The organism is Halorussus salinus, from assembly GCF_004765815.2.
Taxonomy (GTDB): Archaea; Halobacteriota; Halobacteria; order Halobacteriales; family Haladaptataceae; genus Halorussus; species Halorussus salinus.
Window position 1 is genome coordinate 145,814 of record NZ_SBIS02000007.1, and the last position, 25,440, is coordinate 171,253.

The following is a 25,440-nucleotide window of genomic DNA, read 5'->3' on the forward strand; positions in this document are numbered from 1 at the left end:
AAATCATAACAATGGCGCGCGATTCCTAGAACGTGAAAACCGGGTAACTATTTCGAGGGCGGGTGGGTCGGGGCGAGTGACGGTCCACCGGAGTTCCGCGCGCTCACGGTCTCGACGCGCCGTCCTCGACCAACTCGTCTATCGTCTCGTCGTCTTTCCACTCGCCCAACTCTTTCGGGTCCACGTGGACGAACACGTCGTCTACCTCGTCCAACTCGCGGATGGACTCCACGATGTCGGTCTCGATGTCGTGGGCCTCGAACAGCGTCCGGTCGCCCTCGACCTCGATGTGGAGGCTCACGTCTATCTCCGGGCCGACGTAGTGGGCGATAACGTCGTGGGCACCCTCCACGTCGGGGTGGTCCAGCGCCCGGCGGATAATCTCGACGCGCAGGTCCTCGGGCGGCGCGCTCCCGACGAGGTAGTCCACGTTGTCCTGCACGATTTCGTAGCCCGTGTAGAGGATGCCGACCGAGACGACGGCCGCCGCGATGGGGTCCAACACCGGCAAACCGACGGTCCCGCCCAGCACGCCGACCAGCGCCGCGCTCGCGGTCAGGATGTCGTTGCGGTTGTCGAGCGCGGTGGCGGTCAGCGCGGGCGAGCGGGTCTCCTCGGCGACTCGCAGACAGTAGCGGTAGAGACCGAACTTCACCGCGGCGGTGCCGACCAGCACGCCCACCGCGGCCGGGGAAGTGACGGCGGCCCCGACCTGCCCCGAAAGCACGGAGGAGGTCGCCCGCCAGAGGACGCCCGCGCCCGCCGCGAACACGCCGACAGCGATGAACAGCGAGACGAACGGCTCGATGCGCTCGTGGCCGTGCGGGTGGCTGAAGTCGGGCGGTTGGGTCGTCAGATAGAGTCCCGCGAGGATGACGATGCTGTACGCCGAGTCGGCGAGGCTGTTGACCGCCTCGGAGCCGACCGCGAGGCTCCCGGTCGTCCACCAGACCAGCCCCTTGGCGACGACCAGCAGGACGTTGACTCCGAGGACGATTGCGCCGACGCGGCGCATGCTCCGCTCGCTCATCGGAGGTGTCTTCGGACTCCCGAACAAAGGGCGTATCGTTCTGGCTTCCTGCCCCTTCAGAACCGAAAGCGAATCGCGCGCTCGTCGTCGTCGGGGACCTCCGCGCCGTCCTGCTCGGCGAACGCCTCGCGCACCCGGTCGTAGGTCTCGTCTATCGCTTCCACGATGACTTTCGTGTCCGAGACGACGGGCATGAAGTTAGTGTCGCCCTCCCACCGCGGGACGACGTGGGTGTGGAGGTGGTCGTCGATGGAGCCGCCCGCGCCCTGCCCGAGATTGAGACCCGCGTTGAACCCCGTCGGCGAGAGCGCCGCCTCCAAGGCGTCGAAGGTCCGTTGCTTGAGGCGAGCGTGGTCCAGCAGGGCCTCCTCGGAGAGGTCTCGGTAGTCGCCGGTGTGGTCGCGGGGGATGACCATCGCGTGGCCCGGATTGTAGGGGTAGTTGTTGAACAGCACGAAGGCGTGGTCGCTCCGGGCGACGACGAGGTTCTCGCGGTCGTCGTCCCGGTCGGCGAACGTACAGAAGACACAACCCTCGATGTCCTCGTCATCGTCTCGCTCCACCCACTCGATGCGCCACGGTGCGAAGACCTGTTCCATACGGCTTCGAAGGGCGACGAGGGTTTAGGCTCCGGCGGTTCGCGGCCAGCTCCCGCGTCGAGTCAGTCGGGGGCTCCTCGACCAGCGCACCGCTCCGGGGTCCCCCAGTGCTACGAGTGAATGGCCCGGCTTAACAGGTGGATAGAACGGCTCGAATCCGAACTGATGCTGGTGTTTTTGCGGTTTGCGATGTGCGGTCTCGACAGCCGAAACGAATATATAAAACCTCCGGCCGTTGCACGGAGTTTTTGTTTCATTACTCGCTCTAACGAGAGTATAAACTGTTTCGGCCGTTCTCGCTCTACGCCACGGGTGAATCGACAGACTGCGGCGGAATGAACGGTTCGAACGCCCCCCAACGGAAGGGGGTTTTTATGCTCCTATCAGCGCAAGAAGAGACCGAGAGGAAGGTCACGATGGCTACACAAAATCACAACTTCCAAGCGATAACGGAATCGTGCGACCAGTGCGGACGCGAGACGCCACACGAGGTCTCCGTCCAAATTCGGACCGAGAGCCAGAAGCGCGAGAACGCCGAGTTCTCGCGGGAACCCTACCGCGTCACCGAGTGCGAAGTCTGTGGCGCGGAGTCCAGCCAGCGGATGAACAACGCGTAACGCCGCCACATCCCCTGCTGCCCGGCCCCATGGGGTGGGGTTCTGTTCCTGCTTTCGAGTTGCGTCGAGGAGGTACCATCCCTGCCGTACAGTCGATGCCGAGGAGTTCCGCCACTGCGCTCCGGTATGGCTCCCGTGCTGAAAATAAAACACGTCGCCGCGAAAGGTATCGTCTTTTCCAATGGTATCAACGGGCTGGAAATCGGGAGCGCAGAGAGGTTCCCCGAGGCCCGCTCCTCTCTCGGGAGCGTCGCGGGACTACTCGGTCGTGACTTCACACCCGTCTTCGGTGACGATGAGGGTGTGTTCCTTCTGGCTGACCAGCTTCCCGTCGTCCTCCTTCAGAACCGGGTAGCCGTGGACGATGTCGTTCATCTTGAGGCGGCGCAGCGCCATCTCGGCGCGGGGCACGTCGAGCCACCGCTGGGCGAACGGGAGCGTCCGGAACTCGTCGGTGATCTGTTCGAGCGCCTTCCGGGCCTGTCGGTCGCGGACCGACCCCTCGCGTTCGAGGGCGAAGATCTCCTCGTCGTTGCCCTCCGTCACCTTGCCGGTGCCGTCGGTGGCGAACGGTTCGATAGCCACCACGTCGCCGACCTCCAACTCGACGCCTTGGGAGACGGCGCGGTTGGGGATGTTCGGCGCGACGTGTTGCTGGTACTGGTCGAGGCCGTGACCGGTGAGGTTGACGACGGGGTTGAACCCGTAGCCGTCGATGACCGACCCGATTTCGGCACCGATGTCACCGGTCTCGACGCCGGGTTCCACCATGTCGAGGGCCGCTTCGAGGGCCTCCTCGCTGGCCTCCTTCAGCTCGGGGTTGCCCGACAGGTCCACCGTAATCGCGGTGTCGGCTATCCAACCGTCCACGTGGACGCCGATGTCGAGGTTGATCATCTCCTCGCCGAACTCGGTGTCGTCGTCGGCACCCGGCGTGGCGTGGGCGGCCTCCTCGTCCACGCTGATGTTGACCGGGAACGCGGGTTCGCCGCCGAGTTCGCGGATGCGCTCCTCGGCGTACTCGGCGACCGCCAACTGCTCGGTGCCGACTTCCACGCGGTCGGCGGCCTCCTCGCGGACCTGTGCGAGGATTTCTCCGGCCTCGCGGTGCTTCTCGTACTTCTCGGCTTCGAGGTCCACCTCGGTTTCGCTCATGGATCTACGTTGTCCTGAGTCCCGGAAAGAGTTTCCGTCTCGGAGAGGCCCGAACCGAAGTCGGCGACGACGGGCGAGGAGGCCGTCGGGGAGTCTCGACCGGCGAGGAAAGGCCGTTCACGCGGGAACGCACCGCAAAGTGGTTAGGGCCGTCGTACCAGCGGGATAATTCCGCTGTAACGGCAGTAATAGCCCGTCAAAACCCCAAACGGAACGAAACGGTTGGTCCCGTTTATTGGCGGTTCCGGCGATATGACTGCCTGCATATGCAACGAGAAACCGGCGCAGTGCTGATGGTGACGGCCCTCGTTCTCGCCAGCGTCCCGCTGGCGGCCCTCGGAGGGACCGCATCGTCGCCTGCCGCGCAATCGGAGAACGTTACCTTGCAGAACGTGCAGGTCGAACAGTTACAGTTAGCGAACGCGACAGTCGAAGACGCGACGATTCAGAATCTACAGGTGAACACGGTCGAGATTACTAGACAGAACCAGACACTGGAGAACGCGACGCTCCAGAACGTCCGACTACAGAGCCTCTCGGTCCAGAACGTCTCGATGGAGAGCCTCCAGACAGAAGACCAGACGCTCTCGCAGGCGCTGAGCGGGAACACGTCGGTCCAGTCGGCCACGGTGCAGGACCTGACCATCGAGCAGATGAACGTCTCGCAGTTGACCGTCCAGAGCCTCCGCGTCGAGAGCGGTCAACAGATGGGCGGCGAGACGACTCAAGAGACGACGACCCAAGAAGGCGCGCTCCAAGACGAGACCACCACCGCGATGGGTCAGGAGACGACCCAAGAAGGTGAGGAGACCACCACGGAGGCGGCCGAGGAGACCACCGTGATGGACGAGGAGACGACGATGGCCGAAGAGACGACGATGGCCGAGCAGGAGACCACGACCGAAGCGGGTGGCGAGGCCCAACTCGGTAGCGTCACGGTCGAGAGCGCGACCATCGAGAACTTCCAAGTGGACCAGATGAACGTCGGGACGATGGTTCTCATGGACATCGGTGCCCAAGCGGGCCAGATGACCGCCGAGGAGACCACCACCGCCGCGGAAGAGACCACGACCGAAGAGGAGACCACGGAAGCCGCTGAGGAGACCACCGCGGCTGACGAAGAGACCACGATGGCGGCCGAGGAGACGACCGCGGCCGCCGAGGAGACCACCGAAGCCGCGCTCCAAGACGAGACCACCACGGAAGGCGAGACGACCGAAGCCGGTGGCGAGACCGGCCAAGCAGGGGACACGACTATCAGTAGCGTCTCGGCCCAGAGCGTGAGCGTCGAGCGCGCCGTCGTCGGCTCGGCCGCGGCGAGTTCGGTCAACGTCGGAAGCGGGCAGGTCGCGCTCATCTCCATCCAGAACCTGAACGCCCCCGACGCGGTCGAGCAGGGCGAGTCCTACACCGTCGAGGCGGTCCTCGTCAACGTCGGTAACGACCAAGTGGCCAAGCAGGTGTCCTACCGCATCGCGGGTAACGTCATCGACTCCGAACTCGTGCAGGTGCCCGCGGGTGGCTCGGCGACCGTCACGTTCAACGCGAGCATCGGTCAGTTCCCGTCCGGGACTTACACGCACGGCGTCTACACCGACGCCGCGCGCTCGACCGCGCAACTCGACGTGACCGCGGCCAACGACACCGACGGCGAGGAGATAAACGTGGACGACGAGACGACGACCGAAGCCGAGGAGACGACCACGATGGCAGAAGAGACGACGACCGAAGCCGAGGAGACGACCACGATGGCAGAAGAGACGACCACGATGATGGACGGCGAGACGACCACCGCGGCCGAGGAGACCACCACCGCCGAAGCCTGACGACGCCCGGTTTCGACTCTTTTTTCGACCTCACTCGGTCGGCGAGCGACCGGCGACCGCGGTCTGCATCGCCTCGGAGTTGAACGCGCTTCCCGCGTTCCCGCCGCCATCTAGCAGGATGACGCCCGCCGACGAGCCGGTGAGTTCCGCGAACTCCTCGATGGCGCGGTCGGCCGCGGCTTGGGCCTCGTGGCCCGATTCGAGGTGGCGGACCGCCCGCCGGGTGAGCGTCGTCTTGGCGATGTCCTCGCCAGCGCCCGTCGCACTGGCCGCGCCCGCGGGGGCCGCGAAGAAGCCGCTCCCGATTTGGGGCACGTCGCCGACCCGGCCCGCCAGCGCGAGCCACCGGCCGCCGGTCGAGGTCGCGGCCGCGAACTCGTCGCTCGCGGGGTCGTAGGCGACCGCGCCCACGGTGTCGTGGTCCTTCGGGTCGCGGTCGGTCGGGTCCTCGTTCGCCGAATCGTCGCCCTCCGCGTCGTCCGGACTCCCGCCGAACTTCTCGGTCAGCCAGTCGAGGTGTTCGCGGGGGGTGCCCTCCGGCGTCGAGTCGAGGTCGGCCCACTTCTCGCGGGTCTCCTCGGACCAGAGGTCCACGCCGGTCTCGACCCCGAAGTCGGCGGCGAGTTCGACCGCGCGGTCGCCCGAGACGAGGACGTGAGGGGTCTCGTCCATGACGACGCGCGCGGCACTGACGGCGTGTTCGACACCGGGCATCGAGCAGGCCGCACCCGCCTCGCGGTCGTCGGTCATCAGGCCCGCGTCGGTCCGAATCGCGCCGTCGCTCTGGACCGCACCCCCGACTCCGGCGTTGAATCGCGGCGAGGATTCGAGGACTCGGGTGGCCTCCTCGACCGCATCGACGACCGACGACTCGGCCGCGCCGGTCTCGGCCGCGTCGTTTAGCACTGCCTGTCGGGGTTCGGGTTCGTCCGGGGCGCTTCCGGCCCCGCCGTGTACGATGACGTGCATGCGATGGAGTGGTTCGCCATCGGCCTTAAAATCGGGCTCCTCGGCAAGCCACCTCGCTCGCACCCTCCTCCAGAACCCAAACAGCTACGTGCGCCGACCAATCACTAACCAGACATGCCGACCTATCTCAGAGACGACGCCACGGACCTCCGGGTAATCGACCGCTGGGACGACGGCGTTGGCTGGCTCGCCGCGCCCGCCGAGGAGACCCGCCGTGCCAGCCACGCGGTTCGAGGCGACGAGGGTGGCGTCTGGCTGTTCGACCCCATCGACGCGCCGGGCGTGGACGACCTCGTGGCCGAGTTGGGCGAGGTCGCGGGGGTCGCGGTGCTGTCGAACTACCACGCCCGCGACGCCGGCGCTATCGCCCGACGACACGACGTGCCCGTCTCCCTCCCGGCGTCGATGACCCGCGTCGAGGAGCGCGTCGATGCGCCGGTCGAACGCTTCAGCGGGACGCTCGGCGACTCCGGGTTCCGAGTCCGGACGCGGACGCCGCTACCGGGGTGGCGCGAGTCGGTCGCCTACCGGCCCGACGACGGGACCCTCTACGCGCCGGACATGCTCGGGACCGCGCCGCTGTACCGCGTCGGCGACGAACGACTCGGCGTCTACCTCTTCCGGCGACCCGTCCCTCCTCGGGAACTGTTCGAGGGATTCGACGTGGCCCGAATCGTAGTCGGTCACGGCGAGGGCGTCTTCGAGCGTCCCGACGAAGCACTGGAAGACGCGCTGTCGGGAGCGCGCGAGCGGTTCCCGCGGGCGCTGGTCGAGAACGGCGCGAGTCAGCTCCGGGCGCTGGCCGGGGCGATGTGGGAATGAGTCACGTCCACGAACTAGGAATATTAGGACGTATGGAGGGCTCGCAGGACTAAACGGTAGCCCTTTTATTCCTCTCGCTCGCAGATTCGAGTGTCATGAGCTACGACAAGGTGGAAGTCCCCGAAGGCGGGGAGCCGGTTACCGTCGCGGAGGAAGGCGAAGACGGACTCGACGTACCCGAGAATCCGATCATCCCCATCATCCACGGGGACGGAATCGGGCAGGACGTGGGTCCTGCCGCCCAGAAGGTCCTCAGCAAGGCCGCAGAGGAGACAGGCCGCGAGGTCCACTGGATGCGACTCTACGCCGGTGAGAGCGCACGACAGAAGTACGGCGAGGACGTGAACCTCCCCGACGAGACCGTCGAGGCCATCCGCGAACATCGCGTCGCCATCAAGGGGCCGCTCACGACCCCCGTCGGCGCTGGCTTCCGGTCGCTGAACGTCGCCCTGCGCCAGACGCTCGACCTCTACGCGAACGTCCGACCGACCTACTACCTCGACGGCGTTCCCTCCCCGATGAAAGCGCCCGAGGAGATGGACATGGTGACGTTCCGGGAGAACACCGAGGACGTGTACGCCGGTATCGAGTGGGAAGCCGGAACCGACGAGGCCGAGAAGGTCCGGAACTTCGTCGAGGACGAGATGGACTTCGACGGCGTCATGCACGACGGCCCCATCGGTCTCGGTCTCAAGCCCATCTCCGAGAAGGGTAGCAAGCGCCTCGTCCGCGAGGCCATCGACTACGCCATCGAGAACGACCGCGACAAGGTCACGCTCGTCCACAAGGGCAACATCATGAAGTTCACCGAGGGCCAGTTCGGCGACTGGGGTATGGAAGTCGCCGACGAGGAGTACCCCGACGACGAGGTCTTCGCCGCGCCCGACTCCCTCTGGGAGGAGCAAGACGAAGTGGACATCCCCGAAGACGCCGTGATGGTCGAGGAGCGCCTCGCCGACGCGATGCTCCAGTGGATGCAGCTTCGCACCGACGAGTTCGACGTGCTGGCGATGCCGAACCTCAACGGCGACTACCTCAGCGACGCCGCGGGTGCCCAAATCGGCGGTCTGGGCATCGCGCCCGGCGCGAACTTCGGTGACAACCGCTGTCTCGCCGAACCGGTCCACGGCTCCGCGCCCAAGCGAGCGGGTCAGGACAAGGCCAACCCGAGCGCGCTCATCCTCTCGGGTCGGCTCCTGTTCGAGTACCTCGGCTGGGAGGACACCGGCCAGCTCATCCGCGACGCCGTCGAGGAGACCATCTCGTCGGGCAAGGTCACGTACGACCTCGAACGGCAGATCGAGGGCGGCGAGAAGCTCTCGACCACCGAGTACGCCGAGGCCATCTGCGAGAACATCGAAGACCTCGCGTAGAGTCGCCGCGCTTTCGACCGCATCCCGTTTTCGACCGCATCCCGTCTTTCTTTTCGCACGTCCACCGTCGCCTGCCAGTCGATACGGTAACCGAATCGGCTTCATAAATTTAAATTCAACGAGGGAGAGATTTATAAAATCTCGCGTGAGAGGATACCATATGAGTGCGCCGCAAGCTCCGGGGACCGGAAGCCGACTCGACAGGTGGCTGGAATCGAACCTCTCGGAACTCCTCCCGTGGAAGCACCGCGCCGAGGCGGTCTACCACGAGAAGCGCGCGGAATCGGCGCGCGGGAGCGACTACGAGACCGCCCGCGACCACTACGAGGAGGCCGTCAGCCTCCGCGGCCGCCTCGGCGACTCCGAGCGAGCGATGGCGCTCGGCACGGAGTTGGCCACCCTCGCCCGCGAGCGGGGCGACGACGCCACCGCGCTCGACCACTACGAGCGCGTGGTCGAACTCCGCGCCCGCCGGGAGGACGCCCGCGGGGCGCTCGACGCGCTCGAACCGATGCTCGACCTCCTCGAAGCGCGGGGGAGCGACGACGAACTCGCCGAGCGGTGGGGCCACGCGCTGATGATTCTCGGGAAGGCCGAGCCGGGCGAAATCGCCGACCAGCGCCGCGACGAGTTGATTCGGCGGTACGCCGACCAAATCCACAGCGAGGACAGCGCCGGACGCCTCTACGGGTTCGCGCTCACGCGCCTGCTGGCGGGCGAGGAGGACGAGGGCGCGGCGCTACTGGACGCGACGTGGGAGCGGCGCGACGTAGTGCGCGAGCAGGTCGGCCAGTTCCTCGTCGTCCTCGCGGCGGGCGTCGGCCGGGTCGCTCACGCCGACCTCACGGACCGCGAGGAGACCCTCGACTTCGTGGCCGACCACCGCGAGAAGCTTTCGGACCCCGCGAGGGCGCTGTTCGACCGACTCTACGAGGGCGAGACCGACGTGGACCCCGACGAACTGAAGACCGGCGTCGAGCCGAACGACGGCGCGGAACTCCGCGCGGTCGAGGCCGAGGTGTTCGGGGACCTCCTCGAACGGCTGGACTGAACCGGCGCGAGCGACGGCGGAACTCCTGTCTCGGCGCGCGGGGCGCGGCGCGCTCGTGCGCCGCACCAACTGCGCGAGGGATGAGGACCGCAACGCAGTGAGGACCGCAATCGGTTGGGGAGGTGTGTGGCTGATGCGGTGCTGTGCGGTCGCGGTGACTCCTTTGAGTCGGCAGTAGCTAGCTTCGACTCGACTTCTGGTGCAGCAACTTGCTCCGATTCGACTTCTGCTGTGGCGACTCTTCGATTCGACCTCCACTATCAACTCCGAGACCGGTCTCCGATAGCGACAATTGAAAATTCCACAGAAACCGCTTTTCAGTCCTTCCAGTCCGGGTTCTCCCGAGGAGGGCTGAACACGTCCACGCCCTCGACCGGCACGTCCCCGCGGTTCTCGGCGGCGTGGGGTTCCTCACCCGGAATGGCGTACGAATCGCCCTCGCTCACGGCCAACTCGTCGCCGTCCACGAGGAAGGTGAGCGTCCCCTGCGTGATGTAGCCGGTCTGCTCGTGGGGGTGGCTGTGTTCGGGCACCGCCGCGCCGGGTTCGATTTCGAAGTGCTGGACGTTCATCTCGTCGGCTCCCGCGAGCAACGACAGGTGGACGCCATCGACGGCTTCGGTGGACTCCTCGGCGTCTGTGGGTACGACTTCCATGGTCGCGTGTACCGAGGAGCGCAAGCGACGTAAAGGTTCGAGTACGGGAAAGCGACGAGCGCACCCTCCGCTCGCCCGTCTCAGCGCCCGAGGTCCTCGTGGGCGCTCGACAGGTTCCGGGAGGCCAGCGCCGCCAGCAGGGAGAGTTCTCCGGCGAGCGCGCCCACCGCGATGATTTCGGCGAGCGCGTCGGCGTTGCTTCCCGCGGGGTCGCCGCCGCCGCGCAGTCCGAGTACGTCGAGGGCTTCGGATTGGGTCCCGAGTTTCGTGCCGCCGCCGACCGTGCCGACCTCCAGACTGGCGAGGCTCACGCTGGCGTAGAGCGCGTCGTCGCGCGCCTCGACGGTCGTGATGGCGTTGGACCCTTCCACGACCTGCGCGGCGTCCTGCCCGGTGGCGAGGAACGCCGCGGCGACGACGTTCGCGGCGTGGGCGTTGAACCCGAGGCTCCCCGCCTTGGCGGAGCCGACGAGATTCTTGCGCGTGTTGGCCTCCTCGATGGCCTCGGGCGTCGTGTGCAGGCGCTGTTCGACCGTCTCGCGCGGGATTTCCACGTCGGCGGTGACGCTCCGGCCGCGACCCTCGACGGCGTTGATTGCGGCCGGTTTCTTGTCGGTGCAGAGGTTGCCCGAGAGCGCGACGAGCGAGGCGGGCGTCTCGTCCTCCACGAGGTCGGCGGCCTCTCGGGTGGCGATAGTTACCATGTTCATCCCCATCGCGTCCTTGGTGTCGTAGACGAACCGGAGGAACACCGAGTCGCCGACGACGTAGGTGTCCACGTCCAGCAACTCGCCGTGACTGGTGGTCGATTCCGCGGCTTCCCGGAGTCGGTCGGTGTTCTCGCCGACCCACGAGACGACCTCCTCGGCCTCCGCGATTCCGGCGACGCGGAACACCGGCGCGCGGGTCATCCCCGATTTCGTAACGCGGGCGTCCGCACCACCCGACCGGGCGATGACCGAGCAGCCACGGTTCACGCTCGCCACGAGCGCGCCCTCTGTCGTCGCCAGCGGAAGGTAGAACTGCCCGTCGGCCGCGCCGCCCGCGACCTCGACCGGGCCGACGACGCCCATCGGAATCTGAGCCGCGCCGAGCATGTTCTCGACGTTCGTATCGGCGACCTGCTCGGCGTCGAGCGCGTAGTCGCCGACGGTCTCCAAGTCGGCGTCGGTCTCGGCTTCGAGGAGCCTCCTGCGCGCCGTCGCGGCGGTCTCGGCGTCGGTGCGGTCGTCGAGTTCGTGGAGTCGCAGTTCGCCCTCGCGGACCAGTTCGGCGAGCGCGTCGGGGTCGCTCGCGGCGGTGGCGTCCCCGTCGTTCGCGCCGGAGTCGTCGGTCATGTCCGGGCGATGGCGCGCGCGGCCCCTAACAGTTCTCATTCGGGTTGGGCACGCGAATCGGCGGCGACGATTCGCTCGGCCGACAGGCGACGACTCGCTCGGCCGACCGGCGACGCGGCCGACTTCGCCACGGGAGGCCGCGACCACTTTTACTTTCACCGCGCACATGGATGAGGTATATGGCGGTCTCGGTCGTAGCCGTACTCGGTCCCGGCGTGGCCGACCGGAGCGGGTGAGTTCCTGCACCAGCGCCTCCTCGGTCGGGGTGCGACCCCAGCCAGTTCGATTCGGTCTCCACCCGACTGCTGTCATCCACCCCATCGCGCACCCCTGCCGCCACCGCGGGACCGCTCGCCGCGACCGCGACGAAATCCGAGAGGGAGGCGTCCCTCGCCGATTCGCGGTCCGTGTAGCTTTCTGAGACTGGTGAAACCCGTCTCGACCGTCCCGACGCTGGCCGTCTCAGAGCAACCGATAGTGCCCGCGACTCTCGCTGACCTCGCCGCGCCGGGTTAGTTTGTCGAGCGCGTCGCGGACGTACTCCGCCGGGACGCCCTCGTCGCTCGCGTAGGCGACGACTTCCTCCTCGGTGGGCCGGTCGAGGTCCCGCAGAGCCGCCAGTACGGTGTCCTTGCGCGAGGAGCCCCGCGTGCTGGCCGACCGGTTCTCGACGCGCTCGGCGGCCGCCTCTACTTCGTCGCTGTCGATGCCCGACGCTTCGAGGTACTCGTCGTCGGCGACGACGGCCTCCTCGACCTGCGACTCCATCTCGGCGAACGAGTCCAGTTCCGCGAACGCCTCGCCCTCGCCCTGCCGGTTGGCGAGCATCGACGAGCGGACCTCGCGGGCGTGTTCCTCGTCGTCGGTCTCCACGAACGTCTTCAACTTCTCGAACTTCCGGCGCTTCCCACAGCGGGGACACTGCGTGGTCTCCGGGCGGCCCTCTACGATTGTGAGCGCCTGACAGTCGCTACAGCCGACGACGGCGTACATACTCCTCGGTCGGGCTTTTTCGTACGTGAATCTTCGGACTCAGAGGGGTTGAGACGGCTTCGAGACGTGTGTAGATTTCTTTTGTACAGATTTTTCTTGCCCTTGGGATTCGACGGGCGACTCCTCGACTGCCGACACGGCGGGTCCCGCCCGAGACCCCGACCTGACTTCGACCTGACACCGACCCGACCGCGCCCCGTCGCGTATCCGGTAGCCACAAAAACGAGCGGTCCCAAGACCGACGTAGCAATGGTCTCGGCCGCCACAGTCATCGGGTTCCTGCTCATCATGGTCGTCAACACCGTCCTCGCGGCGGTCTCCATCCGGTTTTTCAGGCTCCGCCTCTCGACGCAGTGGGGTGCCGTGGTGTACTCGGCGGTGTTCATCCCGCTGATGTACTTCGTCACCACCATCCTGCTGTCGGGGTTCATCGGTTTCGGCGGGAGCGGCGTCGAGGACAGGGGGACGGCCCTCATCATGGTCTGGGTGATTCCGTTCACGCTGGCGGTGTCGCTCGAACTGTTCTGGATGCCCGCGCCCGACGAGGTCGAACTGCCCGAACAGACGGGGTAGAGTCGAGTCATTCGTCCCGCTGACGACTGGACGAGAGACGATATTTGGAGCGAAGACCAGTTACGAAGTCCCCATCCGGTCACTACAGACCGAGTTATCGTGAGAATCTCGGCAACCACGGTCAGAGAGAACACTTCTGAAGCCTCCGCCCGCTCGCGGCCCCTTCACCCCACCCACGGTAGATTGACGAGTCGAGTTCTTCCGGTGGACTGGTCAGGCGAAGATTGGGACGACCTGTCGGGTTAGGCGACGGGATTCCGAGGAGACCCCGTGGCTTTTCCCGCCGTGGCGCGTACCCCGCGGACATGAACCCCGACCTTCACGAGAGCGTCGAGGAGGCCGCGTCCGACATCGCCAGCATGGAGATTCGGGGCGCGGCGACCATCGCCGACGCCGCGGCCGAGGCGCTCGCGGCGCAGGCCGAGGACAGCGCGGCCGACGACCCCGACGAGTTCCGCGCGGAGATGCGCACCGCGGCGCGGCGACTCCGCGAGACCAGACCGACCGCGGTCAGCCTGCCGAACGCGCTCCGGTACGTCCTCCGAGGGATGGACGGCGAGACGGTGCCCGACCTCCGGGAGTCGGTCGTCGAGAGCGCCAGCGAGTTCCGGCGGGAACTCGACCAAGCCCAAGAGAATCTGGGCCGCATCGGCGCGAACCGCCTGCGCGACGGCGACACCGTGATGACTCACTGCCACTCGACCGACGCGCTCTCCTGCGTCGAGGCCGCCCTCGAACAGGGCAAGGAAATCGAGGCCATCGTCAAGGAGACTCGGCCGCGCAAGCAGGGCCACATCACCGCCGAGCAGTTGCGGGAGTGGGACGTGCCGGTCACGCTCGTCGTGGACAACGCCGCGCGCCGGTATCTGGACGAGACCGACCACGTGCTGGTCGGTGCCGACTCCATCGCGGCGGACGGGTCGGTCATCAACAAAATCGGGACCTCCGGGCTGGCGGTCAACGCCCGCGAACGCGGCGTCCCCATCATGGTCGCGGCCCAGACGCTCAAACTCCACCCCGACACGATGACGGGCCACACGGTCGAGATAGAGATGCGCGACGAGCGCGAGGTCCTGACCGAGGAGGAAGAGCGCGAAATCGACGGCGGGACCGGCGGCGACGAGTTCACCGTCGAGAACCCCGCGTTCGACGTGACGCCGCCGCGCTACGTGGACGCCATCGTGACCGAGCGCGGGCAGTTCCCGCCCGAAAGCATCGTGACGCTGATGCGGGAACTGTTCGGCGACCAGCAGGGCGGCGAGCCGTGGGAGGAGTAGTCGAAGGGTCGGATTGTCCGCCGAATCGCCCGCGAAACCCCGATTTCGCTCCGGAATCGACCGGATAACTTTCCGTCGGAGCGTCGTCTCCTCGGCGAGCCATGAACGAGACAGAGCGACGCCAGTTCCTTCGGACCGCACTCGCAGGTGCGGGCCTCGCGGTCGCAGGCACGGCGGCCGGACAGGAGACGGCGACCGAAGGCGGCGAGACGACCACCGAGGGCGGCGAAACGACGACGGCGGGCGAGGAGACCGCGGAAGGCGGAGCGACCGAGGACGAGACCACCGCCGCGCCGACGACCGACGAGGGACTCGTCACCGTCCCGAGCGACGAGAGCGTCGGCGCGACCGTCGAGCGAATCGAGGAGGACATCGAGGACGACGGCGACCTCATCCTCGTGACGACCATCGACCACGCGCGAAACGCCGCGAACGCGGGACTCGACCTCCGACCGACGACGCTGGTCCTGTTCGGCAACCCGAACCTCGGCACGCAACTCATGCAGGCCAGCCAGACCGCGGGCATCGACCTACCCCAGAAGCTCCTCGTCTGGGAGGGCGCGGACGGGTCGGTCAACGTGACCTACAACGACCCCCAGTGGCTCGCCGAGCGCCACGATATCGAGGGACAGGAAGCGGTTCTGAACCAAATCTCGAACGCGCTCCGGACGCTGGCGACCGGCGGGTAGGGTCGCCGAGGTCGGTCGCGGGATTTCCGGCATCCACACCTTCTTGCCGACACCTGCCGATGCCCCGCTATGTCACGACTACCCGACGGCGTCGTCGGCGACGCCTACACCAGTCGATTCGCGTGGGAAACGCTCGAAGCCCTCGTGGAGGTCGGCAACCGGATGGCCGGACAGGAGGGCGAACGCGACGGAGCGGAAGTAATCGCCGACGCCTTCGCCGAGGCCGGACTGCGCGAGGTCGAAATCGACGAGTTCGAAATTCCCGGCTGGTGGCGCGGGTCCTCGGAGTTGACGCTCGCGGACCCCCACGACCGCACCTACGACCAGTCCCACGAGGTCGTCGCGCTCCCCGGCACGCCCGCCGGAGACGCCGCGGGCGAGGTCGTGGACGTGGGCTACGGCACGCCCGCCGAGTTCGAGGAGGCCGACCTCGACGGCAAGATTGCGATGGCCTCCAGCGAGACGCCCGAGGACCACGGCCGCTGGATTCACCGGATGGAGAAGTACGTCGCGGCCGCCGAGGCCGGGGCCGAGGGGTTCGTCTTCCGGAACCACGTCGAGGGGTGTCTCCCGCCGACCGGCGAAATCGGCTATCACAACCGTCCCGGCCCGATTCCGGCGGTCGGGGTCTCGGCGGAGGTCGGCGCGCGACTCGCCCGCTACTGCGCCGACGACGAGGCGACCGCGACCCTCTCGGTCGAGTGTCGCAACGACGAGACCTCCTCGCGGAACGTCGAGGCCGTGGTCGGTCCCGACGAGACGGAGGCGGGCGACGTGCCGGAGGTCCTCCTCACGGCCCACGTGGACGCCCACGACATCGCGGAGGGGGCCAACGACAACGGCGCGGGGTCGGCGCTCGTCGCGGAGGTCGGCCGCCTGATCGCACAGGTCGAGGAGGACCTCGACGCGCGCGTCCGGTTGGTCACCTTCGGCTCCGAAGAAATCGGCCTCTGGGGCGCGTACCACTGGGCCGAGAGCAACGACCTCGATTCGGTCAAGGCGGTCGTCAACGTCGATGGCGCGGGCAACTCCCGGAACCTCGGCGTCGGCGCGAACCAGTTCGACGCGCTCGGCGAGGTGTTCGAGGAGGTAACCGACGAGTTGGACGCCCCGCTCTCGCGCCACGACACCATCAGCCCCCACGGCGACCAGTGGGCCTTCGTGCAGGAGGGCGTCCCCGCGGTCATGGCCTACACCGAGTCGGAGGGGTCGGGCCGCGGGTGGGGCCACACCCACGCCGACACGCTCGACAAACTCGACGTGCGCGACCTGCGCGCGACGGCGGTTCTCCTCGCGGAGTCGGTGCTTGCGGTGGCCGACGACGAGCGCGAGATTCCGCAGAAGTCCCGCGAGGAGATACGGGACACCATCGACGAGGGCTACGTCGAGGAGCTGAAACGCGGCGGCCGCTGGCCCTACGAGGAGGGCGCGCGGAACGCGGAGTAGGTTGGTCGTCTCTGGGTGGTCGTGGGGCTGTCGTGAAACCACCTGAAAAGTCGCCTAAGCTCGGCTTATCCGACTTTGAAGCGAGAAACGATGGATTTCCAGTCGGAAATCCGGCGTCGGGCGGTCAGTCCGTTAGCCCGTAGCCGCGCTTGAACAGCGCCACGTCGAGCGCGACCAGCGCCGCGGTCAGCGCCGACAGCACCGCCAGCGACCAGTTGGGGTCCACCTCCGAGACCCCGAGGAAGCCGTACCGGACGCCGTTGACCATGTAGACCATCGGATTCAGCATCGAGAGTTCCTGATACGGCGAGGGAAGCTCCCGAATCGCGTAGAACACCCCGCCGAAGAAGACCAGCGGGCGGACGATGAACTGGTTCATCATGGTGAGGTTGTCCCAGTCGTCGGCCCAGAGACCGACCACGACGCCGAAACTGGCGAACAGCAGGCTGACGACCAGTCCGAACGCCGCCAGATAGAGCGGCCGGGCGACCCCGACCGAGGTGAAGAACGCGCCGATGACCGCGATGAGGGTGCCGACCAGCAGGCCGCGGGTCGCGCCCGCGACGATGTAGGCGACCACCATCCGCGAGTAGGACATCGGCGAGGTCAGGGTCTCCTCGATGTAGTCGTTCCAGCGCCCGTGGAAGATGGAAAAGGAGGCGTTCTCGAAGGCGTTTGAGATGGACCCCAGCACCACGAGACCGGGCAGGATGAACAGGATGTAGGGAATCGGCTCACCGCCGCTGATGCTAATCTGCCCTACGCGGTCGCCCAAGATGACCCCGAACACCGAGAAGTAGAGGACGTTCGTCACGAACGGCGGGACGAAGGTGTTTCGCGGCCGCCGGAGGAATCGCAGAATTTCGCGATGGACGAGCGTCTTGAACCCCGTGAGACCGGAGACGAGGCTCACCGGCCGTCACCTCGTTCGTCTCGTTCGTCCGCCACCGTCTCCCCGCCACCGCTATCGACGCCACCGTCCGCGGCGACGGTCTCGCCTTCGGTCTCGGCCTCGCCCTGCTGGTCGCTCCCGCCCTCGCGGGTCATGTCCACGAACACCTCTTCGAGCGAGGTCCGCGAGATGTCGAAGTCCACGATTTCGAGGCCAGCGCGGTCGAGCGCCCGCACGAGGTCGGGCGCGACCAGTCCGCCCTGCGTGGCGGTGACGACCAGTTGGTCGCCGTCGAGTTCGACGCTCTCGACCCGGCCCTCGTCGGTCGTCCCGTCGGCATCCGGCGTCCCGTCAGCGCCCGTCGTTCCGCCAGCGCCAGCGAGCATGGGCAGGTCTGGCGCGCTCTCGGGGGCGTCCCGGAGCGTCACCCGAATCTTGTCCGGGCCGCGGTCCATCAACTCCTCGGGGGAGGCGACCGTGAGCAGATTGCCGGAGTCCAAGATTGCGACCTCGTCGCAGAGGCGCTCGGCCTCCTCGATGTAGTGAGTCGTGAGGAGAATCGTGGTCCCCGACTCGTTGAGTTCGGTGATGAGGTCCCAGAGGTCGTGGCGCAACTGCACGTCCACGCCCGCGGTCGGTTCGTCCAGAATCAGCAGGTCCGGGTCGGTGATGAGCGCCCGCGCCAGCATGAACCGGCGTTTCATCCCGCCCGAGAGCCAGTTGAATCGGGTGTCGCGCTTCTCGTGGATGCCGACCTTCTTCAGCACCTCGTCGGCGCGCTCCTCGGCCTCACTCGTTGGAATTCCGTGGTATCCTGCCTTGTGAGTCAATACCTCCCGAATAGGAAAGAACCGGTCCACGTTGAACTCCTGTGGCGCGAGGCCGATGGCGTCGCGGGCCTCCCGGTAGTCGCTCTCCACGTCGTGGCCGAACACCTCTGCGCGGCCGCCCGACCGCCGGACGAGTCCCACCAAGATGTTGATGAACGTGGTCTTGCCCGCGCCGTTCGGCCCGAGGAGACCGAAGAAACTCCCCTCGGGCACCGACAGCGAGACGCCGTCGAGCGCCTGCACCCCGTCGTACTGCTTGCGAAGCTCCTCGACTTCGATGGCGGCAGTCATCGACGAGTCGTAGGAAGGTCGGCGCGAAAAGGGCGTTGGTGCGATTCCGACGGAGCGCGGTCGTCGTCTCTACTTCAAAATCAGAATAATCTTAAACCTAGTGTGGGAAAATAGTCTCATGAACGAACGGAGTGTGGGTCGTCTCCTCGCCGTTACGTTCGTCGTCAGCGCAGTTCTCCGGCTCACCGGTTTTATCGGACTTTTTTGGGAAGCGGTTACGTCGATTCGGGAAACTATCGACGGTGTCGCAACGTTTTGGCGACCGTTGGTACTCACGTGGGTAATCCTGTCGTGCGTCGTGCTGGTCTCGACTTACGCTCGTCGACAGTGCCCCGACTCCGGAGATTCTAACCCTGAGACCAGCACGAAATCGGACGAAGAAGTCCGATTCGACCGGTTGGATATCGCCGAACATCCGAAGACGAAGGCCGAAGCTCTCGAACGGAGTTTAGACAGGGCGGAGTCAGTTCTAATGGAACAGTTGCGCATACTCGCGGATACTAACGACAAAGCCATCCGAACAGTACGCGTGGAAGTAATCTTGCTTGGGGCAGTAGCGTCCGCGACTCAGATCACGCAACAGACGCTTTCGGTCAATATCTGGATGAAGACGAGTGGTGTACTCATCGTCGGCTCTATCGTTGCCGGAATTTTCACGTACAGAACTGCTATATGATGGCTCACCGAACTGTACGGCAGAACACCGATGCCCGAAACTGAGCGCGTCCACAAAGGTCCGAAATGGCTCAGGCGCTACTTCACCCGACGAGGGCGAGAAGAGGCCCGTGAGTCCGACGAGGAGAACTAATCGGACGAAGAACTAACTTGGTCGGTCTATCCGTTCGTTCGAGTACTTTTTTCGAGGTCGGGTCGAGAATCCAGCACTCTACTCTCACGCGAACTGCCGCTCGAACTCCCGAATCGTCGCGTCGGTCCCGGCCACCACGAGGAGGTCGCCCGCTTCGATGGTCGTCTCCTCGTCGGTGACGAGCGCGCCGTCGCGCTCCACGCCGACGAAGACGCACTCCGCCCGCGTCTCGGCGCTGGCCTCCGCGAGCGTGCGCCCGACGAAGGCTCCGGCCTCGGTGCGGACGATACGCAACTGTTCGAGCGGAGTGAGAACGTCCTCGCCCCGGAGTTCCCGCGCGAGGAGGCGGGCGCTCACGCGCTGGGTCGAGAGGACGTAGTCCGCCCCGGCGTCGAACGCGGTCGGGGACTTCGCGGTGCCGTCCACCCGGACCAGAATCTCGATGTCGTCGGTGAGCGTGCGGGCGATGGCGACCGTGAGCATCGCCGTCGAGTCGTCTTCGACCGTCACGACGAGCGCGCTGGCCTCGTCGATGCCCGCGAGTTCCAGCGTCTCGGGATCGCGCACGTCGCCGACCACGTCCACGTGGCGGCCCTCCTGCTGGTCGATGGTCGTGGCGGTGACCTCCTCGGGGAGCGCGTCGTAGGCCGCCCGGCCGCCGACGCCCATCCCGGCGACGACGACGTTGGCGTGGCGGCGTGGCGGTCGGAGTCCGGCCGCGAACTCCTGCACGTCGTCGATGGCCGACTCGGTGCCCGCGACGATGAGGACCGAGTTGGGCGTGACGACCTCGCCGGGGTCTACCGGAAGTCGGAGGTCGCCGTCTATCCACGCGCCGACGAGCGAGAGTCCGGTCCGGCCCGCGAGCGCGGTGTCCTCGATGCGAACGCCGCACAGCGGACTGTTGCGCCGGACCAGTACCTCCCGGATGCGAACGTCGCCGACGGTGGCGTCGCCCATCGACTCGGGCGTGTCGGCCCACGCCGCGGTCTTCTGGCCGAGTCGCCGCCCGATGAGCGCGTCGGGCGACAGCACGGCGTCCGCGCCGACCTCCCGGAGCGCGGCGTCGTGGTCCGGCGTGTCGGTGAACGAAATCACGCGGAGGTCCGGGTTGTGTCGCAGGGCGGTCAGGACGACGCTCGCGTTGCGGTCGCCCGCGTCGGCGACGAGCGCGCTGGCGTCGCGTATCAGCGCGCGTTCGAGTTGCGCGCCGTCCTCGGGGTCACCGTGAATCGCCTGATACCCCTCGTCCGAGAGTCGCTTGGCTTCCTCCTCGTCGGATTCGAGCAGGACGTACTCGACGTTCAACCGCTCCAGTTCGTCCAGCAGGACGGCGGTGTCCCGGCGGTACTCGCAGACGACGACGTGGTCGTCCTTCGCGGTCAGGCGGTCGCTGAGGTCCAGCGGCGTGCGCTCGAACAGCGGGATGATGAGGACCCGGAGCGTGGCGAACCCGATGACGATGCCGGTCAACTGCATGAAGACGACGAAGAGGTTCATCAGCGGGGACGACCACGGAGCGTCCGCGCCGTACCCAGTCGTCGTCATCGTCTCGGTGACGGTCGTGAACGACCGGAACAGCGAGTGGTCCCGTCCCTCCAGTGTCCGCATCCCGTAGTTGTATAGAAGTGTGTACAGCAGGACGACCGCGACGACGACCGCGGCGTAGGCGACCACGAGGCGCTGGCGGCGGGTCAGCCACGGGAGCGGTGCATCCTTGTCCGCGAAGATATCTGTCCAGTCGCCGCTCATGGCCAATTCGCGGGGAGACGAGGAGACGAGTCGGTCGAGCGCGTGTCCATCACGTCACGATTCGCGTTCGAGCGCCAAGAGTGTACGCCCGTGAGACGAGGGTTCTCGGACCTCACCGTCGCTTGCGGTAGTCCGGCGTCCGGAGTTCGTCGCGGGCGTGCCACGTCCGCGGGCGGAGCGCGACTCCGACCGCGGCAGTGTACGCGACGAACACGACCGCGGTCACGACGAGTCCAGATAGCTGGCCGACGGCGGCGCTCGCGGGCCACGGTCGGGGGTCGAACGGGCCGACCCGGATGGTCCACGCCCCGAGGAGAACCGTGAACAGCGGCAGATACACGCGCCGGAGTCGGTGGGCCAGCGCCTCCTCGGTGGTAATCTTGACCGTCGGCGTCCGGTAGTCGTCGGCGAGGTGAGCGCGCCAGTTCTCGTCCGCGAGTCCCTTCGAGGAGTCCAGTCCGTACGCCCAGACGTTCTCCTGTAGGCACCGGACGCGCGAGCGCCACACGTCGTAGGCCCGGTAGCGCCGGGCTTCGACCACCAGAAAGAGGCCGGTCGCGGCCGCCCCGACCAGTAGGACGTAGTGGGGGTTGCCCGCGCTGGAGAACGCCCACGTCAGGACGCCAGCCATGACGAGGACGGCCCAGTTGGTGGTCTTGTCGAGGCGCTCGCGCCAGAGCTTCATCCGGTGTATCTCGCCGCGGTAGAGGTGGGCCATCGCGGAACTCGGCCCCATCTCGGCGTCCAGTAGCCCCCGACCCACGTCGGCCTCCTCGGGGGACGGGCGGTCGTCTCCGGACGCGGCGTCGTCACGCGGCGAATCCGCGCCGGAGTCGGGCCGGTCGGTGTCGGGGGAGTGGGCGTCGGGCCGGTCGGCGTCGGACGATTCGGTGCCGCCGTCCAGCGAGGAGTCGGGTGAGTCCTCGTTCATCGTCTCGGACCTCCTCGGAGCATTTGATATTGTACGATAATCGCTTTACTATACAAAACAGTTCCGACGGCTGGGCGGTCGGTGACGCCCTCGATTTTGTCCGTTCCAGTGGAGGGGAATTATAGGAAATCGTGAAAATACTACGACCAGTATGAGAGCGGAAACGCTCGGAGAGTGGGTAGACACCTCCCGTTCCGGACTGGAATCACTGCTACGGCACCGACTTCTCGAACCACCCTACGGCTACCTAATCGGTGTCGTTCTCTGGCCGAGTTATATATCGCTTCTCTCCGTGTGGGCCCTGTTGCTGTCTGGTCTCCCCTCGACCGTCGGCACTCTCGGTGGCCTCATCCTCGGTATCGGCGGCTTCGTGGTGGCGAGTCTGGGTTCAGCACTCGTGATGGGTATCACCGCTTGGAACACTCCGGACGAGCGTGTCCGGCGGCAGTTCGCGCTCCTCGTTCCGTGGCTTCTCATCACGGTACCGCTGTTTGGTCTGTATTTCCGTCGGCCGATGATTCCCTACGGCGACGAACTGGGGTTGAGCGTCTTCGTCGCACACGAACTATTGAAAATCGTCTTTCTGGGTCCGGCGATTGGATTCGCGTTCGTGGCCTCCCCGCTGGTGGTACTGGGGTACAGGTCTCGTCTCGAATGACCGTGTGACTTCCTCGTCTGTCAGTGCCGACTCACTGCTCTCGTCGGGCGCTCGATTCAGAAATCGGTCAGTTTCGCCTCGGTCGCGCCCCTCGCGTCGGTGTCGAACTCCGCGAGTTCCGCGAACTCCAGTCCCTCGTCGCGGAGCGCGCGCCGGACGCGCTCGGAGGCGTCGGGCGCGACCAGCATCCCCCGTACCTCCTCGTTCTCTCCGGCGGTTACGCCGCCTCCGTGAGGAGACGCCTCTCCCTCGTCGTAGAGCGAGACGTACCGCTGTAACTGGTCGAAGTGGTTCAGCGTGGCCTGAATCCGCTTGACCTCTACGACGACCGGGGTGCCCGACTCGTCGCGTGCGAAGAAGTCGATGAAGCCGTACTTGCTCTCGCGCTCGTGTTCCACGATGCGGAGGCCGTCCTCCAGCACTTCGGGATTCTGCTCGATGTACTCGTGCATCTCGGCCTCGGTGCCGGACTCCTCGTAGGTCGCGCCGTCGGTCGCGTCGAAGCGCGTCAGTCCGTGGGCGTCGAGAATCCGGACCTCGACGCGCTCGGTCGGGTTGGTCCGGCGCGCCAGCAGGACCGCCTCGCCGTCGCTCTCGCGCGCGGAGACGGTCCCTCCTCCGGGCATCCAGTTGACCGGTTTGTGGCCGGTCGGTTGGTGGACCAGAAAGGTTCCGTCGGGCTTGGCGACGAGGAGGCGGTCCCCCGGTCCCAAGTACCCCGCAGTCCGGCCGTCGTACTCGACTTCACAGCGGGCCTGCACGGACAGGACGGCACCGTCCCGAAACGCGGCCTTCGCCTCGCTGACGAGGGTTTCGGGGTCGGGCGCGTCGATTTGCTCGGCGACCATTCTCTTTTCCCGGTGGTCAGCGCCGGACGAAAAATGTGGGGGATTCGCGGTAGGTGATGTCGAGAGGGAACTCGCTACTTCTGTCCGCTCCCGGACTACGACCACGAACCGCACTATTGCCGACGCCAAGGAGTGACCGCACCGCCCCGCAACGGCAGGCCACACCCTCCCCAACCGACTGCGTTGCTCCCTGCGGTGCGCTACTCGTCCCTCGCGCGACGATGGCGCGAGATGGACTCGCGCCAGCACGCGCCGAGGAGTCGGTGGTAGATGGCGCGCGCTACTCGAAGGTCCGAGGTCACTGCTATCGAAGAATCGGCGATTCAGAACTGCTCGGCGACCTGTCGGCGCGTCTCGGCCGCGCTCTCGGAGTTGTCCACGGTCACGTGGTCGGTCGAGACGGCGTCGAACTGCTCGCGGTACATCGCGTGAATCTCGAAGTCGGCGTCGCTGGCGTCGTCCTCGCGGGCGGCGATGCGGTCGCGCACGACCGACTCGTCGCACTCGACTTTGACCAGTCGGAACGGCGCGTCTAGCGACTCGGCGAGTTCGACCGCGCGCTCGCGGTCGGCGGCGTCCTTGAACGTCCCGTCGAGGACGACGCTCCGACCGCCCTCGACGGTGGCGCTCGCGCGCTCGAACAGTTCCCGGTAGACCATCCGGGCCTCCTCGTCGGTGTACTCGGGGTCGTCGAGGATGTCCTTGCGAACCACGTCGGTCCGGAGGAGTCGCCCGTCGAGTCGGTCGGCGACCTCCTCGGCGACGGTGGTCTTGCCGACGCCCGGCAGGCCACAGACCACGACGAACTGAGGCGTCTCCTGTCTCGCGTCGAGCGATTCCGTCTCAGCCATCGTCGCCGCCCCCCGGTCGGTGCGTTTCCGCGCAGGTCGCGCTCATCTTCGGTATCGTATCAACGACACCAATCCCTTATCAAAATATGGAAACGCGCCAGCGACGAGCGAGTCGGACGGCCGCCACCGCGACTTTCCGACTCGTCGTCGTACCAGCGTGACCCACATGCCACACGATTCCGACGCGGACGGCCTCGTCTCGGTCGTCGTGCCGACACACTACCGCAACGACCGCCTGCGCGGCGCGCTCGAAAGCGTCGCCTCGCAGGCCTACGACCCGATAGAGACCGTCGTCGTGGACGGGAGCGACGACGAACACGCCCGGCCGGTCGCCGACGAGTTCGGCGCGACTTACCTCGCCCAAGAGCGCGACGAAGGGCCGCAGGCCGCCAGAAGCGAGGGCGCGGAGCGCGCGGACGGCGAGTACGTCCAGTTGCTGGACGACGACGACCGACTCCACCCCGCGAAGATTCGCGAGCAGGTGGACCTCCTCGACTCGAAGGCGGGGGTCGGCGTCGCGTACTGCGGGATGGACGACGAGGAGCGCGGCGAAATCCTGCCGAACCCGGTCGTCCGCGGCGACGTACTCGGCCGCGCGCTCGAAATGCGGACGTTCCCCTGCATCAACTCCACGATGCTGATCGACCGCGAGGTGTTGGAGCGAGTCCTGCCGCTTCGCCACCGCCACGGGGCCGACGACACGGGGCTGAAGATCGACCTCGCGCTCCAGACGCAGTTCGACTTCGTGGCCGACCCGCTCGTCGTCCGCGGGCGGACCGGCGACTCGCTGTCGGAATCGTGGCGCTACCTCGACGGCCGGATGGAAGTCATCGCGACCTACGACCGACTCTACCGGCGGTTCCCCGACCGCATCCGCCAGCGTGCGCTCCGGGAGACCTACTATCAGGTCGGTCGGAAGATACTGGCCGACGACGGCTGGTCGCCCCGCGCGACGGCGGCGTTCGCACGTGCGGCGTGGGAGACGCCCGGCGACTACGCCTACCACGCCGGGGCGACGCTCGGGTCGCTCGCCGGGCGACCGGGACTGGCGGCCGTGGACCGTCTGTTCGACCGCACCGGTCACTGACCGGTCGAGCGCGCGGGCTATTGACGAACCCTCCGCGACCCGAGAGATTAACGCGTTGGCGTCCGAAAGGCGTCACGAC

At 66.7% G+C, this 25,440-nt stretch carries 25 protein-coding genes; 12 read left to right on the top strand and 13 right to left on the bottom strand.

The window, feature by feature from the left end; all coding sequences use genetic code 11:
• Positions 1 to 103: 103 nt before the first annotated feature.
• Complete coding sequence (locus tag EPL00_RS14270; RefSeq protein WP_202932650.1) at positions 104 to 1,030, bottom strand: cation diffusion facilitator family transporter; 927 nt, start codon at positions 1,028 to 1,030, stop codon at positions 104 to 106.
• A 56-nt stretch (positions 1,031 to 1,086) separates the two neighbouring features.
• The gene (locus EPL00_RS14275) at positions 1,087 to 1,629 is read right to left on the bottom strand and encodes an HIT family protein (protein WP_135853742.1); all 543 of its coding nucleotides are present in this window, start codon (positions 1,627 to 1,629) and stop codon (positions 1,087 to 1,089) included.
• A 416-nt stretch (positions 1,630 to 2,045) separates the two neighbouring features.
• On the opposite strand from EPL00_RS14275, the gene EPL00_RS14280 reads away from it, so the two are divergent.
• Positions 2,046 to 2,246, top strand: a complete 201-nt coding sequence (locus tag EPL00_RS14280; RefSeq protein ID WP_135853741.1) for a DUF7835 family putative zinc beta-ribbon protein — start codon at positions 2,046 to 2,048, stop codon at positions 2,244 to 2,246.
• Positions 2,247 to 2,504: 258 nt separating this feature from the next.
• Here EPL00_RS14280 and map read toward each other — a convergent pair whose 3' ends face one another.
• Positions 2,505 to 3,401, bottom strand: a complete 897-nt coding sequence (gene map / locus EPL00_RS14285; protein WP_135853740.1) for a type II methionyl aminopeptidase — start codon at positions 3,399 to 3,401, stop codon at positions 2,505 to 2,507.
• A 266-nt stretch (positions 3,402 to 3,667) separates the two neighbouring features.
• Here map and EPL00_RS14290 point away from each other — a divergent pair, with 266 nt between their 5' ends.
• Complete coding sequence (locus tag EPL00_RS14290; protein ID WP_162224228.1) at positions 3,668 to 5,227, top strand: hypothetical protein; 1,560 nt, start codon at positions 3,668 to 3,670, stop codon at positions 5,225 to 5,227.
• Between the two features lie 30 nt (positions 5,228 to 5,257).
• On the opposite strand, the gene EPL00_RS14295 is transcribed toward EPL00_RS14290, so the two are convergent.
• On the bottom strand, positions 5,258 to 6,196 hold the full coding sequence (locus EPL00_RS14295) for an isoaspartyl peptidase/L-asparaginase (RefSeq protein ID WP_135853739.1): 939 nt from the start codon (positions 6,194 to 6,196) through the stop codon (positions 5,258 to 5,260).
• Between the two features lie 114 nt (positions 6,197 to 6,310).
• Between EPL00_RS14295 and EPL00_RS14300 the strand changes: the two genes are divergently transcribed.
• From EPL00_RS14300 to EPL00_RS14310, 3 genes are all read left to right on the top strand, one after another.
• On the top strand, positions 6,311 to 7,018 hold the full coding sequence (locus tag EPL00_RS14300) for a hypothetical protein (RefSeq protein ID WP_135853738.1): 708 nt from the start codon (positions 6,311 to 6,313) through the stop codon (positions 7,016 to 7,018).
• 95 nt (positions 7,019 to 7,113) lie between these two features.
• A complete protein-coding gene (icd, locus tag EPL00_RS14305) occupies positions 7,114 to 8,391 on the top strand; it encodes an NADP-dependent isocitrate dehydrogenase (RefSeq protein WP_135853737.1) in 1,278 nt (425 codons plus the stop codon).
• A 160-nt stretch (positions 8,392 to 8,551) separates the two neighbouring features.
• Complete coding sequence (locus EPL00_RS14310) at positions 8,552 to 9,442, top strand: hypothetical protein (protein WP_135853736.1); 891 nt, start codon at positions 8,552 to 8,554, stop codon at positions 9,440 to 9,442.
• Positions 9,443 to 9,759: 317 nt separating this feature from the next.
• Here EPL00_RS14310 and EPL00_RS14315 read toward each other — a convergent pair whose 3' ends face one another.
• The 3 genes from EPL00_RS14315 to EPL00_RS14325 form a co-directional block, all read right to left on the bottom strand.
• Entirely contained in the window at positions 9,760 to 10,098 is a 339-nt protein-coding gene (locus EPL00_RS14315; protein WP_135853735.1) for a cupin domain-containing protein, read from the bottom strand.
• An 80-nt stretch (positions 10,099 to 10,178) separates the two neighbouring features.
• Positions 10,179 to 11,435 carry a hydroxymethylglutaryl-CoA reductase (NADPH) gene (gene hmgA / locus EPL00_RS14320; RefSeq protein WP_135853734.1) on the bottom strand — a complete coding sequence of 419 codons (1,257 nt, stop codon included), beginning with the start codon at positions 11,433 to 11,435 and terminating at the stop codon, positions 10,179 to 10,181.
• 462 nt (positions 11,436 to 11,897) lie between these two features.
• Positions 11,898 to 12,428: a DUF5817 domain-containing protein gene (locus tag EPL00_RS14325; protein WP_135853733.1), complete on the bottom strand. Its 531-nt coding sequence runs from the start codon at positions 12,426 to 12,428 to the stop codon at positions 11,898 to 11,900.
• Between the two features lie 249 nt (positions 12,429 to 12,677).
• Between EPL00_RS14325 and EPL00_RS14330 the strand changes: the two genes are divergently transcribed.
• From EPL00_RS14330 to EPL00_RS14345, 4 genes are all read left to right on the top strand, one after another.
• Positions 12,678 to 13,001 carry a hypothetical protein gene (locus tag EPL00_RS14330; RefSeq protein WP_135853732.1) on the top strand — a complete coding sequence of 108 codons (324 nt, stop codon included), beginning with the start codon at positions 12,678 to 12,680 and terminating at the stop codon, positions 12,999 to 13,001.
• Between the two features lie 305 nt (positions 13,002 to 13,306).
• On the top strand, positions 13,307 to 14,278 hold the full coding sequence (locus EPL00_RS14335) for a ribose 1,5-bisphosphate isomerase (protein ID WP_135853731.1): 972 nt from the start codon (positions 13,307 to 13,309) through the stop codon (positions 14,276 to 14,278).
• A gap of 101 nt (positions 14,279 to 14,379) precedes the next feature.
• Positions 14,380 to 14,967: a DUF302 domain-containing protein gene (locus EPL00_RS14340; protein ID WP_135853730.1), complete on the top strand. Its 588-nt coding sequence runs from the start codon at positions 14,380 to 14,382 to the stop codon at positions 14,965 to 14,967.
• 69 nt (positions 14,968 to 15,036) lie between these two features.
• Positions 15,037 to 16,413, top strand: a complete 1,377-nt coding sequence (locus EPL00_RS14345; protein WP_135853729.1) for a M28 family peptidase — start codon at positions 15,037 to 15,039, stop codon at positions 16,411 to 16,413.
• A 124-nt stretch (positions 16,414 to 16,537) separates the two neighbouring features.
• On the opposite strand, the gene EPL00_RS14350 is transcribed toward EPL00_RS14345, so the two are convergent.
• On the bottom strand, positions 16,538 to 17,326 hold the full coding sequence (locus EPL00_RS14350) for an ABC transporter permease (RefSeq protein WP_135853728.1): 789 nt from the start codon (positions 17,324 to 17,326) through the stop codon (positions 16,538 to 16,540).
• On the bottom strand, positions 17,323 to 18,426 hold the full coding sequence (locus EPL00_RS14355; protein WP_135853727.1) for an ABC transporter ATP-binding protein: 1,104 nt from the start codon (positions 18,424 to 18,426) through the stop codon (positions 17,323 to 17,325). The genes EPL00_RS14350 and EPL00_RS14355 overlap by 4 nt, the downstream gene beginning before the upstream one ends.
• Positions 18,427 to 18,544: 118 nt before the next feature.
• Between EPL00_RS14355 and EPL00_RS14360 the strand changes: the two genes are divergently transcribed.
• The gene (locus EPL00_RS14360; protein ID WP_135853726.1) at positions 18,545 to 19,102 is read left to right on the top strand and encodes a hypothetical protein; all 558 of its coding nucleotides are present in this window, start codon (positions 18,545 to 18,547) and stop codon (positions 19,100 to 19,102) included.
• Positions 19,103 to 19,318: 216 nt separating this feature from the next.
• On the opposite strand, the gene EPL00_RS14365 is transcribed toward EPL00_RS14360, so the two are convergent.
• On the bottom strand, positions 19,319 to 20,986 hold the full coding sequence (locus EPL00_RS14365) for a potassium channel family protein (protein WP_135853725.1): 1,668 nt from the start codon (positions 20,984 to 20,986) through the stop codon (positions 19,319 to 19,321).
• A gap of 112 nt (positions 20,987 to 21,098) precedes the next feature.
• Positions 21,099 to 21,722: a DUF2270 domain-containing protein gene (locus tag EPL00_RS14370; protein WP_394352080.1), complete on the bottom strand. Its 624-nt coding sequence runs from the start codon at positions 21,720 to 21,722 to the stop codon at positions 21,099 to 21,101.
• Positions 21,723 to 22,068: 346 nt separating this feature from the next.
• On the opposite strand from EPL00_RS14370, the gene EPL00_RS14375 reads away from it, so the two are divergent.
• Complete coding sequence (locus EPL00_RS14375; protein WP_135853723.1) at positions 22,069 to 22,575, top strand: hypothetical protein; 507 nt, start codon at positions 22,069 to 22,071, stop codon at positions 22,573 to 22,575.
• A gap of 56 nt (positions 22,576 to 22,631) precedes the next feature.
• Here EPL00_RS14375 and nucS read toward each other — a convergent pair whose 3' ends face one another.
• Together nucS and EPL00_RS14385 are read right to left on the bottom strand one after the other, a co-directional pair.
• Entirely contained in the window at positions 22,632 to 23,423 is a 792-nt protein-coding gene (nucS, locus tag EPL00_RS14380; protein WP_135853722.1) for an endonuclease NucS, read from the bottom strand.
• Positions 23,424 to 23,746: 323 nt separating this feature from the next.
• A complete protein-coding gene (locus EPL00_RS14385; RefSeq protein WP_135853721.1) occupies positions 23,747 to 24,274 on the bottom strand; it encodes a P-loop nucleotide/nucleoside kinase family protein in 528 nt (175 codons plus the stop codon).
• Between the two features lie 166 nt (positions 24,275 to 24,440).
• Here EPL00_RS14385 and EPL00_RS14390 point away from each other — a divergent pair, with 166 nt between their 5' ends.
• Positions 24,441 to 25,361 (top strand): glycosyltransferase family 2 protein, encoded by a 921-nt coding sequence (locus EPL00_RS14390; RefSeq protein WP_135853720.1) that lies wholly within the window; start codon positions 24,441 to 24,443, stop codon positions 25,359 to 25,361.
• Positions 25,362 to 25,440 lie beyond the last annotated feature (79 nt).